This window comes from Pseudomonas sp. IT-P2 (assembly GCF_949767575.1).
GTDB lineage: Bacteria > Pseudomonadota > Gammaproteobacteria > Pseudomonadales > Pseudomonadaceae > Aquipseudomonas > Aquipseudomonas pharyngis.
In genome coordinates this window covers 415801-428248 of sequence record NZ_CATKQA010000033.1, presented here as the reverse complement: position 1 = coordinate 428248, position 12448 = coordinate 415801, and the positions used below count along the sequence as shown (strand labels likewise).

The window sequence follows — 12448 nt, the reverse complement described above, 5'->3', positions numbered from 1 at the left end:
CCGATCAACCCCTTTGATATCCCGCCCATGTCCGAAGTCAGTCCGTGTCTGAATTGCGGTGCCTGCTGTTCCCATTTTCGTGTGTCATTTTTCTGGGGTGAATGCGCATCCTCCGGCGGGACCGTGCCCGATGAACTGGTCACCCAGATCACGCCCAGCCGGGTCGCGATGATCGGCACCGACCGCAAGGCGCCGCGCTGCACCGCGCTGGAGGGCGAAGTCGGAACAGCCGTGAGTTGCACGATCTACGACAAGCGTTCCAGCCCCTGCCGGGAGTTCGAAGCGTCGTGGGAAAACGGCGAACAGAATACCGACTGCGACAAGGCACGTGCCCGGTTCGGCCTGCCACCGCTGCAACCGCACTGGAACGAAGTCGCCTGAGTCCAGGCCTTTCAACGCTTAGTGCCAAACGCTATGACGCTAATGCCGAAATCATTAGCGCCAATGTGCCACTACCGCTTGCACGGCAAAAACCGCCTCTATACTGCAAACATTCGCCTGCGTTGATGACGCAGTAAGGACGTATTCAGAGACGGGGCATGCTATGGAGTGGCTTGGTTTGCAATTTGTTGCCGAGCAGCCGGAGAGCGGGCAGGTCATCCTCAATTGCACACACAATCCCCTGTTGGTGCTGGTGGCCTACCTGGTCGCCTGCGCCGCGAGTTTTGCCACCCTCGACATGGCCGAACGGGTCGCCCACGCTGAAGAACCCGGTTCGCAGCGACTGTGGCGCTGGATCGGCGCGACCTGCCTGGCCGGCGGTATCTGGGCCATGCACTTCATCAGCATGCTGGCGTTCCAGGCGCCGATCGACATTCAGTACGACCTGCCCGTGACCCTGTTTTCTCTGGTGATCGCGTTATTGGCGTCCTGGCTGGCGATGCACACCCTCAGCCATCCGCAGCCGAGTCTGCTGCAATACCTCAAGACCGCCATCGTCATCGGCCTCGGCATCGCCGGCATGCACTACGTCGGCATGGCCGCCATCGAATCCGCCGCCACGGCCTACTACGAGCCCACCCTGTTCCTGTCGTCGATCGTGATCGCCATCGGCGCCAGCTTCGCGGCGTTGTGGGTCGCCGGCAACTTGCGCGAAGGCACTGGCCTGCACATCCAGATGCTCAAATACCTGGCCGCGCTGATTCTCGGCGCCGGCATCCTCAGCATGCATTTCACCGGCATGGCGGCGCTGCAACTGGTGCTGCCCGAGGGGCAATTGCCAACCCTGGCGTCGCAATCCAGTCACTTGCAGTTGGGCCTCACCGTCGCGCTGATCACGCTGCTGATTCTCGGCAGCGCCATCAGCGCCGCGCTGGCCGACAAGAAGCTGCAGAACAAGGAACACGATCTGCGCCGGGTCAACGCTCTGCTCAGCCAGCTCGATCAGGCGCGCATGTCGCTGCAGCACGTGGCCAACTACGACGCCCTGACCAACCTGATCAACCGGCGCGGCTTCAATCAGATCTTCGCTGAAAAACTCAGCCAGAAAACCAGCGAAGGCGGCATGCTCGCGGTGATGTTCCTCGACATCGACCACTTCAAACGCATCAACGACAGCCTCGGCCATGACGCCGGCGACGAACTGCTGAAGGTCATCGCCCAGCACATCAAGGGCTCGGTGCGCAGCCATGAAGACGTGGTGGCGCGATTCGGCGGCGACGAGTTCTGCATCCTCATCGGCCTGCGCGACCGCGAAGAAGCGCGCAATCTGGCCCAGCGCATCATGCTCAAGATGAAAGAACCGATCGAACTGGCCGGACGACGCATGGTGATGACCACCAGCATCGGCATCAGCCTGTTTCCCGAGGACGGCTCGACCTGCGATGAACTGCTCAAGCATGCGGATCTGGCGCTGTACCAGTCCAAAGGCGCCGGGCGCAACGGCGTGCACTTTTTCGATTCCAACCTGAAAAACCGCGCCAGCCTCGAACTGCAACTGGAGGAAGAACTGCGCCACGCGCTGCGTCAGGAGAACGGTCTGTTGCTGTATTACCAGCCGATCTTCGAACTCAAGACCGGCAAGGTCACCAAGCTCGAAGCGCTGATCCGCTGGCAGCATCCGGTACACGGCCTGCTCACCCCGGATCGCTTCATTGCCATCGCCGAAAACAACGGCCTGATTGCCGAGCTCGACAACTGGGTCCTGCGCAAGGCCTGTGAAGATCTCGGCGAGCTGTCGCGCCATGGCTGTGAAGAGCTGAAGATCGCCTGGAACTGCTCACCGCTGAATCTGGCCCGGGAAGAACTGGCCAATGAAATCGAGCACGCCTTGCGCAGCGCCGGGGTCGCCCCGGAACGGCTGGAACTGGAGGTCACCGAAAACGCCTTGATGGGCAACATCGCCAACACCCTGGTGCTGCTGCGGCAGATCCGCGCCCTCGGCGTGTCATTGTCGATCGACGACTTCGGCACCGGCTATTCGTCGCTGGCCTATCTCAAGCGCCTGCCGCTCAACACCCTGAAGGTCGACCGCTCGTTCATCCTCGACATTCCCAAGGCCACCGCCGACATGGAAATCGTCCAGGCGATCATCGTCATGGCGCACACCCTGCATTTGCAGGTGGTCACCGAAGGCGTCGAAAGCCTGGAGCAGTACGAATTCCTCGAGCGCTCGGGCTGCGACTTCATTCAGGGCTACCTGCTCAGCCGCCCGGTGCCACTGGCCGAACTGCGCCCGGTGCTGGAGGAAATCAACCAGCGCAAACACGCGCACGTGCTCAATCCGCTGAGTCTGGCGCGCGGTACATTTGCACCAGTGTCGCTGGATCCTTCTGCAAAAAGCCTTGTGCCCCATGCAGGCGCATCAGTTGTGCGGCCAATCCGCTGATCGGTGTGGCCGAGCCGGTTTCCCGGGAAAACTTCACTGCGGTATCCAGATCCTTGAGCAGCGTGCGCACGTGCCACTTCACCGGTTCGAAACGGCTTTCGGCCATTTGCGGGGCGAGGATCTGCAACGGTTTCGAATCGGCAAAACCACCGGCCAGCGCTTCGGCAATCAGGCTGGCATCGACCCCGGCCTGCTCGGCCAGCGCCACCACTTCGGCGATCACCAAAGCGTTGCAGGCGACGATCATCTGATTGCAGGCCTTGGTTACCTGACCGGCGCCGACGCCACCCATGTGCGTGACGCGCTGCCCGAGTTCGAGCAGTACCGGTCGTACGCGATCAAGATCCGCTGCATCACCGCCCACCATGATCGCCAGGCTGCCTGCCTCGGCGCCGACCACCCCGCCGGACACCGGCGAATCGAGCCAGGCCATGCCTGTCTTGTCGGCCAGTTCGGCGGCCATTTCACGGGTGGCCGTCGGTTCAAGGCTGGAAAAATCCACCAGCAACTGACCGGGTTTCGCCCCCTCAGCCACGCCGGCCGGACCGAACACCACTTCGCGCACCACCGCCGTGTCGGCCAGGCACAGCATCACCACGTCAGCCTGCTCACAGAGCTCAGCGGGCGTCGCCACCTGCCGGGCGCCGGCCTCGACCAGCGGCGCGCACTTGGCCGGGTTGCGGTTCCACACCGTCAGCGGGTAACCGGCGGCCAGCAGACGGCGGCACATCGGCAGGCCCATCAGGCCGATTCCGGCAAAACCCAACGAAGGTCGCGTTGACATCATTTAGCCTCCTTTTGATTAAAGATCGCCGAATAATGGCCGATCCATCATCAATCAGGAAAGGATTCCCCCGCGCGACACTCAGGCCAGACCCCTGACGCACGGGCCAAACACGCGCAGAAAAAAGACGCGAGATTCCCATTCCGTGAGGTTCGACGACAGCGGTCGTTGAACCAACCAGTCCAGGTAGATGGCGCTCAATGACTTCTAAAAACAATCCGGCCACTGCGGTATCCGATCTGACTCTGAGCCCTGCGGCGAACAGCCCTGCCCCGATGAAGCCATTGCCCCCCTCGCGCCCGCTGGGCACCCAGCAATACCTGTACTTCACCGAAACCAACACCGACCGCATCCTCGACAACCTCGATGGCCTGCGTGACCTGGTGTTCCCGCGCCCGCCGCACCTGGAAGGCGACAACGAACAGCACAACGATCAGGAATTCCCCTCGGTGTGCCTGATCGGCCTCGGTCGCTGCGGCTCCAACATCGCCCTCGACGTGGCGGAGCTGGTGTACAACGCGCGCAAGTTCTACCTCAACGAATTCAACAACGAGGATCGCCCCTCAAGCGATCGTCGCTTGGCCGACAAGGGCTACAGCCCGGCCCAGTGGATCAAGCAGAACCTGCGGATCGGCCCGAACAAGTCGACCAAACCGGTGTTCCTGGTGGAGCCGCTGGTGATGCTCGGCGACCTCGACAAGGACATTGCCGGGCGTATCCGTTTCTCGCGCAAGGGCGAAAAAAGCGGCTTCCTGCGCGACTACAGCAAGATGAAGATCATGGACTTGTCCGAAGTCCACGCCGGTGGCGCCGGTAACGCGCCGATCCTCGGCCAGTACCTGGCGAAGATCATCCTCAACAAGGACACCCAGCGTTTCTCCAGCCCCGACTGGAAAATGATCCACTCGTACCTGATCGACAGCTGCGGCATCAAGGCCAACCAGTCGCGCCTGTATTTCTCGATCTTCAGTGCCGGCGGTGGTACCGGTTCGGGCATGGCCTCGGAATTCGGCCTGGCCCAGCAGCACTCGTACATGAACAAGACGTTCGACACCAAGCCGATGGACGAGCATGACGGCAAGAGCGGTCATTCCTTCGTGTTCGAACCGATCTTCACCAGCGGCATCTGCGTGCTGCCGAACATTTCCGATCACCGCAGCGAAATGTCCGAGGCGCTGCACATCAACGCCGGTCGTCTGCTGTGCAAATACCTCTCGGAAGAATGGGATTTCTCGTACAACTTCGCCAACGAAGACAGCAGCGAAGCCAGCGTCATGGGCCGTATCCGCCCATGGAACGCGATGATGCTGATTTCCAACGACATCATGCGTTACGCCGAAGAGAGCGATGACGGCAACATCCAGAACATTGATGTCAATGCGATGGAGAAGCACGCCAACCAATACATCTCGCAGCAGATCTTCAACATTCTGACGGCCCAGGCGGTCACGACCGACTACGACCAGAACTATTTCCGTCGCGCCGGCATCGACATCGGCGAGACCATTCGCCTGGACGCCAACGACCTGTTCATGAGTCTGGCCGGCCCGGTGGCGATTGCCTACGCCGAATCCGTGGTGCCGGAAACCCCGCCGCCGAGCAGCGACAAGTTCAAGGTGTTCGACAAAGAGCCGCAGCGCCTGAACATCGACGACCTGTTTTTCCGCTCGATCGACCTGCCGCACTTCAATAAAGTGACCCAGGCCATCGAAGGCATCAGCCTGCTGCCGATCGAGTCCAAGCGTTATCGCGCCTCGCTTGAGCAATACAAGAACTCCGGCTACGACGCGGCTGCGCTGCACGACCTGCACTTCTTCAAGAACTGCTCGTCGGTGGTCTCGATCGTTTCGCTGCCGAAAGACTACAAGCTGTCGTACATGGACCTGAACCGGTTGAAGACCCACCTCAACAGCCTGTTCCCCAACACCACGCTCAAGCGCTACGCGCTGGTGATCGGCGCCTCGGCCAACCTGTCGCTGACCACCCTGATCGCCAAAAGCCCGTGCCTGTCGGACGACTTCCTGACGCTGATCGTGGCGTTCATCAAGCGTTGCTTCGCCAAGACCCCGTACCGATTCGACGAGACCTTGGACAATTCGATCCTCGATTTCATCATTCAGGAAGAGTTCGATGAGGACCGCATCGACGACCTGCTCAACGAATTCGAGAATCCGGCGAAGATCCTCGATACCAACTGGTACGCGATCAAGCCGATGTATGAGAAGAAGTACCGCGAACTGATCAACGACAAAGAGAAGTTTGTCTCGATCAATGACATTCGCCTGTCGCGCGATTGCGTGAAGAAGTCGATCAAGTACCTGCGTGAGATCTACCGTCACCGGATCGGCAAGACCAAGGTTATTTCCCTTAATAACCATACTGGCAAGTCTTACTCGGTCTGACACCAGATCGAGGCGCCCCCATCGCGAGCAGGCTCGCTCCCACAATGGAATGCATTTCCTGTGGGAGCGAGCCTGCTCGCGATAAGGCGCTCAAATTCCCGGTTTATTCAGTTTTTCCAACATCCCGAAACAATTAAGCAGCCGTCAGGCTGCTCACTGAACTGTGCCCGTTACGTTTACGTCACCGTTATGCCACCCCCGCCTGTGGCATTTCTCTACGGCAATCGGCCATCACGCTACTCCGCTACACACTTTTTCGCGATCACAGCTCGCACCAATAAAGTGCAAACCATTAAACCACTGCCCTTTCCTGGATCAGGATCCACGGCCGGACTACCACCGCCCACATCTCGGGATCACGCTCGAAGATATCCAGCGCCCGCGTTTCAGACAGCTTGGCGACCTTGTCTTCGGCCAGCCAGGCAGCGACTTTCTCGCCCTGATCCGACGCCACGGCCTCAGCGACCGCGATCAAATCCAGGCCGGCGTCGACCCACAATAGGGCACCCTGGGCGTAGAAGCGCTCCAACTCTTTCCAGGTAATAGATGCGGTTTCACCAAGCAGCTTGGCATAGAGGGTGCTAGGTTCTTGATTCATGGGACTGTCCGGAAAAGAAATCGGCGCGAATGATAACGTCGGTGGTCCGGCAGAAAAACCCGGTTGCAAAAGGCCGTACCGAACGAAAAGAGCAGGAACGCCAAGGAATGCTGATGATTGGGGCATAAGCCCTCTGAACGTCCCGCCGCAATTCTGTCTTTTTCTTTCATTAAAGCGACACCCTCAGGTTTTGCCCCCTGGCGCCAGCTTCCCAGGCCAACAACCGGCGCTCTACACTGTACCGGTACAGTTGCCGGGGGCTTTTCCGGAGGGTATCGCCCAGATATCTGTCCCGGTTCTGCTGCTACGGCGTCAGGACTCTAAAAAAATACAACAGTAAGAGTGGAGCACTATGACTAAGGCTACTAAGCAGATTTCCAAACTGTTTGCCGCTATGGTTCTGGCCGGGGTTGCCAGCCATTCGTTCGCAGCTGACACCATCAAGATCGGTATCGCCGGCCCTAAAACCGGTCCAGTAGCCCAGTACGGCGACATGCAGTTCAGTGGCGCGAAAATGGCCATCGAGCAGATCAACGCCAAGGGCGGCGTCGACGGCAAGAAGCTCGAAGCCGTTGAATACGATGACGCCTGCGATCCCAAACAAGCGGTAGCGGTCGCGAACAAGGTCGTCAACGACGGCGTCAAGTTCGTGGTCGGTCACCTGTGCTCCAGCTCCACCCAGCCTGCTTCGGACATCTACGAAGACGAAGGCGTGATCATGATCACCCCGGCTGCCACCAGCCCGGACATCACCAACCGTGGTTACAAAATGGTCTTCCGCACCATCGGTCTGGACAGCGCCCAGGGCCCTGCCGCCGGTAACTACATTGCCGATCACGTGAAGCCGAAAATCGTCGGCGTGCTGCACGACAAGCAGCAGTACGGTGAAGGCATCGCCACCGCCGTCAAATCCACCCTCGAGAAGAAAGGCACCAAGGTTGCCGTGTTCGAAGGCGTCAACGCCGGCGACAAGGACTTCTCCGCGATCATCGCCAAGCTCAAGCAAGCCAACGTCGACTTCGTCTACTACGGCGGCTACCACCCGGAGCTGGGCCTGATCCTGCGTCAAGCCCAGGAAAAAGGCCTGAAAGCCAAATTCATGGGTCCGGAAGGCGTGGGTAACGACTCGATCACCCAGATCGCCAAGGACGCGTCCGAAGGCCTGCTGGTGACCCTGCCGAAATCCTTCGACCAGGATCCGGCCAACGTGGCCCTGGCCGATGCATTCAAGGCCAAGAAAGAAGACCCGAGCGGTCCGTTCGTGTTCCCGTCCTACTCGGCCGTTGAAGTGATTGCCGAAGGTATCAAGGCTGCCAAGTCCGAAGATGCTGCCAAAGTGGCTGAAGCCATCCACAAAGGCACCTTCAAGACACCTACCGGCGACCTGAGCTTCGACGACAAGGGCGACCTGAAGGACTTCAAATTCGTGGTTTACGAGTGGCACAACGGCAAACCTAAAACCGAAGTGTCGCCTCAGTAAGGCGCTGCCTGACTGACTGCCAATAAAGCCCACGGCGTGCCGTGGGCTTTGTTTTACGAATGTATTGGGCCGCGCTGGCGTGATCCGCCAGTCTCCCCACCTGAAAATCTCAAAACCGTCATCAGCGGTTCGCTGGCAAAACCCGGATTCGAAGTGGATAAAGATCCACGGGACCGGGCGGGAAAATGACTCCACCAGTGAAATGCGTATCAGGTTTTTAGGAGCGCTGTAATGCCTGACATCTATCACTTCTTCCAACAGCTGGTTAACGGCTTGAACGTTGGCAGCATGTATGCCCTGATCGCCATCGGCTACACGATGGTCTACGGCATCATTGGAATGATCAACTTCGCCCACGGCGAGGTGTACATGATCGGTTCCTACGTGGCGTTCATCGCCATCGCCGGGCTGACCATGATGGGACTCGAAAGCGTCCCGCTGTTGATGACCGTGGCGTTCATCGCCAGCATCGTCGTCACCAGTTCCTACGGTTACAGCATCGAACGCATTGCCTACCGCCCGTTGCGCGGCAGCAACCGTCTGATCCCGCTGATTTCCGCGATCGGTATGTCGATCTTCCTGCAGAACACGGTTCTGCTGGCGCAAGACTCCAAGGACAAAGCAATCCCCAACCTGATTCCGGGCAACTTCGCCTTCGGCCCGGGTGGCGCACATGAAGTGCTGATTTCCTACATGCAAATCGTGGTGTTCGTGGTGACCCTGATCGCCATGCTCGGCCTCACGCTGTTCATCTCCCGCTCTCGCCTGGGCCGCGCCTGCCGCGCCTGCGCCGAAGACATCAAGATGGCCAACCTGCTGGGCATCAACACCAACAACATCATCGCCCTGACCTTCGTCATCGGTGCTGCGCTGGCGGCCGTCGCGGCCGTGCTGCTGAGCATGCAATACGGCGTGATCAACCCGAACGCCGGTTTCCTGGTCGGCCTCAAGGCCTTCACCGCCGCGGTACTGGGCGGAATCGGCAGCATCCCCGGCGCCATGCTCGGCGGGCTGGTGCTCGGGGTGGCGGAGGCCTTTGGCGCCGATATCTTCGGCGACCAGTACAAGGACGTCGTGGCTTTCGGCTTGTTGGTTCTGGTGCTGTTGTTCCGTCCGACCGGCATTCTGGGCCGTCCGGAGGTTGAGAAAGTATGACTAGGAATCTTAAACAGGCGCTGTTCAGCGCCTTGCTGGTCTGGGCCGTGGCCTATCCGGTACTGGGTCTGAAACTGACCATCGTCGGCATCAACCTGGAAGTGCACAACACCAGCCCGGCCATTCTGGCGACCATCGCCATCTGCTCGGTGCTGATGTTCCTGCGGGTGCTGTTCAACCAGCAGATCAGCAAGGCGTGGCGTTCTTCGCCGGGCATGCCGCTGATCCCGGCCAAGGCCAGCAACTTCCTGACCCTGCCTTCCACCCAGCGCTACTTCATCATCGCGCTGATCATCGGTGCGCTGGTGTGGCCGTTCTTCGGCTCCCGTGGCGCGGTGGACATCGCGACGCTGATCCTGATCTACGTGATGCTCGGCCTGGGCCTGAACATCGTGGTCGGTCTGGCCGGTCTGCTCGACCTGGGTTACGTCGGTTTCTACGCCGTCGGCGCCTACAGCTACGCGCTGCTGTCGCACTACTACGGCCTGAGCTTCTGGATCTGCCTGCCGATCGCCGGCCTGATGGCGGCGACGTTCGGCTTCCTGCTCGGCTTCCCGGTGTTGCGTCTGCGCGGCGACTACCTGGCGATCGTGACCCTCGGTTTCGGGGAAATCATCCGCCTGTTCCTGCGTAACCTGACCGACATCACCGGCGGCCCGAACGGCATCAGCAACATCGAGAAACCGACGTTCTTCGGCCTGACCTTCGAACGCAAGGCTGCGGAAGGCCTGCAAACCTTCCACGAATATTTCGGCCTGCAATACAACTCGATCAACAAGGTGATCTTCCTCTACCTGGTTGCCCTGCTGCTGGCGCTGGCGGCGCTGTTCATCATCAACCGCCTGCTGCGCATGCCGATCGGCCGTGCGTGGGAAGCACTGCGTGAAGATGAAATCGCCTGCCGCGCGCTGGGTCTCAACCCGACCGTGATCAAGCTCTCGGCGTTCACCCTGGGCGCGAGCTTCGCCGGTTTCGCCGGCAGCTTCTTCGCCGCCCGTCAGGGTCTGGTGACGCCGGAATCGTTCACCTTCATCGAGTCCGCCATCATCCTCGCCATCGTGGTGCTGGGTGGCATGGGCTCGCAGTTGGGCGTGATTCTCGCGGCCGTGGTGATGATCCTGCTGCCGGAAATGATGCGTGAGTTCAGTGAGTACCGCATGTTGATGTTCGGCGCCCTGATGGTGCTGATGATGATCTGGCGACCTCAAGGTCTGCTGCCCATGCAACGTCCTCACATGGAGCTGCGCAAATGAGCCGCGAGATCCTGAAAGTCGAAAATCTGAGCATGCGCTTCGGCGGCCTGCTGGCGGTCAACGGCGTGGCCCTGACCGTGAAGGAAAAACAGGTGGTGGCACTGATCGGGCCGAACGGCGCCGGCAAGACCACCGTGTTCAACTGCCTGACCGGTTTCTACCAGCCATCGGGCGGCAGCATCCTGCTGGACGGCGAGCCGATTCACGGCCTGCCGGGCCACAAGATCGCCCTCAAGGGCGTGGTGCGCACCTTCCAGAACGTGCGGTTGTTCAAGGACATGACGGCGGTCGAGAACCTGTTGATCGCCCAGCACCGTCACCTGAACACCAACTTCCTGTCCGGCCTGTTCAAGACCCCGGCGTTTCGCAAGAGCGAGCGCGAGGCCATGGAGTTCGCCGAGTACTGGCTGGAAAAGGTCAACCTGAAAGAGTTTGCCAACCGCCCCGCCGGCACCCTGGCCTACGGTCAGCAGCGTCGTCTGGAAATCGCCCGCTGCATGATGACCCGTCCGCGGATCCTCATGCTCGACGAACCGGCCGCCGGCCTGAACCCGAAGGAAACCGAAGACCTCAAGGCGCTGATCAGCGTGCTGCGTGAAGAGCACAACGTGACCGTGCTGCTGATCGAACACGACATGAAACTGGTCATGAGCATTTCCGACCACATCGTCGTAATCAACCAGGGCACGCCCCTGGCCGACGGCACGCCGGAACAGATCCGCGACAATCCTGAAGTGATCAAAGCCTACCTGGGGGAAGCGTAAATGCTGCAGTTCGAAAACGTTTCCACCTTCTACGGCAAGATCCAGGCCCTGCACAGCGTCAACGTCGAAGTCCGCCAGGGCGAGATCGTGACCCTGATCGGCGCCAACGGTGCCGGCAAGTCCACGCTGCTGATGACGCTGTGCGGTTCGCCGCAGGCCCACAGCGGCAGCATCCGCTACATGGGTGAGGAACTGGTCGGCCAGGACTCGTCGCAGATCATGCGCAAGAGCATCGCCGTGGTGCCGGAAGGTCGTCGGGTGTTTGCCCGTCTGACCGTCGAAGAAAACCTGTCCATGGGCGGATTCTTCACCGACAAGGGCGACTATCAGGAACAGATGGACAAGGTTCTCGGACTTTTCCCACGCCTGAAAGAACGCTTCAACCAGCGCGGCGGCACCATGTCCGGCGGCGAACAGCAAATGCTCGCTATCGGCCGTGCGCTGATGAGCAAGCCGAAACTGCTGTTGCTCGACGAGCCGTCGCTGGGCCTGGCACCGATCATCATCCAGCAGATTTTCGACATCATCGAACAGCTGCGCAAGGACGGTGTGACGGTGTTCCTGGTCGAGCAGAACGCCAACCAGGCGCTGAAAATCGCCGACCGTGCGTACGTTCTGGAGAACGGCCGGGTGGTGATGCAAGGCACCGGTGAAGCGCTGCTGACCGACCCGAAAGTACGCGAGGCGTACCTCGGCGGTTGATCGATCGCTTCAAACAAAAAACGGCCTTCGGGCCGTTTTTTTTGTGCCCGGCAAAAAACTTTTACCGATCGCTGTAACGCATCGCCGAGTCGTTTCTCTAGTGGGGCAAGCAAGCGCAATCGCTTGTTCAAACCCAAGTTCAAACCGGAGAAACATCATGACTGCTACCACCCGCACCCTGTCCGCCACCGCCCTGGTTCTTGCCCTCGGTTCCGCCCTGAGCATCGCTGCCGTCTCCACCGCCCACGCCGCTGACGACAACATGGAAAAATGCTTCGGCGTGGCCATGAAAGGCAAGAACGATTGCGCCGCAGGCGCGGGCACCACCTGTGCCGGCACCGCGAAAATGGATCATCAGGCCAACGCCTGGAAACTGGTCCCGAAAGGCACCTGCACCACCACTGAAAGCAAAACCTCGCCGACCGGTTTCGGTCAGCTCGAAGCGTTCAAAGCCAAGTCCTGATCCGGGAGCCGCCCGAGTGT

11 protein-coding genes are annotated in these 12448 nt (G+C 60.1%); 9 read left to right on the top strand and 2 right to left on the bottom strand.

Annotation, left to right across the window (positions count from 1 at the left end; genetic code table 11):
• Window positions 1-27: 27 nt before the first annotated feature.
• Together ACM6JM_RS18135 and ACM6JM_RS18130 are read left to right on the top strand one after the other, a co-directional pair.
• Window positions 28-381, top strand: a complete 354-nt coding sequence (locus ACM6JM_RS18135; RefSeq protein WP_039771496.1) for a YkgJ family cysteine cluster protein — start codon at window positions 28-30, stop codon at window positions 379-381.
• A 163-nt stretch (window positions 382-544) separates the two neighbouring features.
• Window positions 545-2827 (top strand): putative bifunctional diguanylate cyclase/phosphodiesterase, encoded by a 2283-nt coding sequence (locus ACM6JM_RS18130; protein WP_414882285.1) that lies wholly within the window; start codon window positions 545-547, stop codon window positions 2825-2827.
• Here the strand turns inward: ACM6JM_RS18130 and ACM6JM_RS18125 are convergent.
• Window positions 2718-3614: an NAD(P)-dependent oxidoreductase gene (locus ACM6JM_RS18125; RefSeq protein WP_163974132.1), complete on the bottom strand. Its 897-nt coding sequence runs from the start codon at window positions 3612-3614 to the stop codon at window positions 2718-2720. The two genes, ACM6JM_RS18130 and ACM6JM_RS18125, sit on opposite strands and share 110 nt — an antisense overlap.
• A gap of 197 nt (window positions 3615-3811) precedes the next feature.
• On the opposite strand from ACM6JM_RS18125, the gene ACM6JM_RS18120 reads away from it, so the two are divergent.
• Window positions 3812-6013 (top strand): hypothetical protein, encoded by a 2202-nt coding sequence (locus ACM6JM_RS18120; RefSeq protein WP_210711112.1) that lies wholly within the window; start codon window positions 3812-3814, stop codon window positions 6011-6013.
• 292 nt (window positions 6014-6305) lie between these two features.
• On the opposite strand, the gene ACM6JM_RS18115 is transcribed toward ACM6JM_RS18120, so the two are convergent.
• On the bottom strand, window positions 6306-6611 hold the full coding sequence (locus tag ACM6JM_RS18115; RefSeq protein ID WP_210711111.1) for a DUF2288 domain-containing protein: 306 nt from the start codon (window positions 6609-6611) through the stop codon (window positions 6306-6308).
• Between the two features lie 352 nt (window positions 6612-6963).
• Here ACM6JM_RS18115 and ACM6JM_RS18110 point away from each other — a divergent pair, with 352 nt between their 5' ends.
• From ACM6JM_RS18110 to ACM6JM_RS18085, 6 genes are all read left to right on the top strand, one after another.
• The gene (locus tag ACM6JM_RS18110; RefSeq protein WP_039771394.1) at window positions 6964-8091 is read left to right on the top strand and encodes a branched-chain amino acid ABC transporter substrate-binding protein; all 1128 of its coding nucleotides are present in this window, start codon (window positions 6964-6966) and stop codon (window positions 8089-8091) included.
• Between the two features lie 231 nt (window positions 8092-8322).
• On the top strand, window positions 8323-9246 hold the full coding sequence (livH, locus tag ACM6JM_RS18105; RefSeq protein ID WP_007959165.1) for a high-affinity branched-chain amino acid ABC transporter permease LivH: 924 nt from the start codon (window positions 8323-8325) through the stop codon (window positions 9244-9246).
• Complete coding sequence (locus tag ACM6JM_RS18100; RefSeq protein ID WP_039771392.1) at window positions 9243-10499, top strand: high-affinity branched-chain amino acid ABC transporter permease LivM; 1257 nt, start codon at window positions 9243-9245, stop codon at window positions 10497-10499. The genes livH and ACM6JM_RS18100 overlap by 4 nt, the downstream gene beginning before the upstream one ends.
• Window positions 10496-11263, top strand: coding sequence for a high-affinity branched-chain amino acid ABC transporter ATP-binding protein LivG (gene livG / locus ACM6JM_RS18095; RefSeq protein ID WP_007959160.1), 768 nt, complete (start codon window positions 10496-10498; stop codon window positions 11261-11263). The genes ACM6JM_RS18100 and livG overlap by 4 nt, the downstream gene beginning before the upstream one ends.
• Entirely contained in the window at window positions 11264-11965 is a 702-nt protein-coding gene (locus tag ACM6JM_RS18090) for an ABC transporter ATP-binding protein (RefSeq protein WP_003222380.1), read from the top strand. It begins immediately after the preceding gene.
• Window positions 11966-12122: 157 nt separating this feature from the next.
• A complete protein-coding gene (locus tag ACM6JM_RS18085; protein WP_011332799.1) occupies window positions 12123-12428 on the top strand; it encodes a DUF2282 domain-containing protein in 306 nt (101 codons plus the stop codon).
• Window positions 12429-12448: the final 20 nt, after the last annotated feature.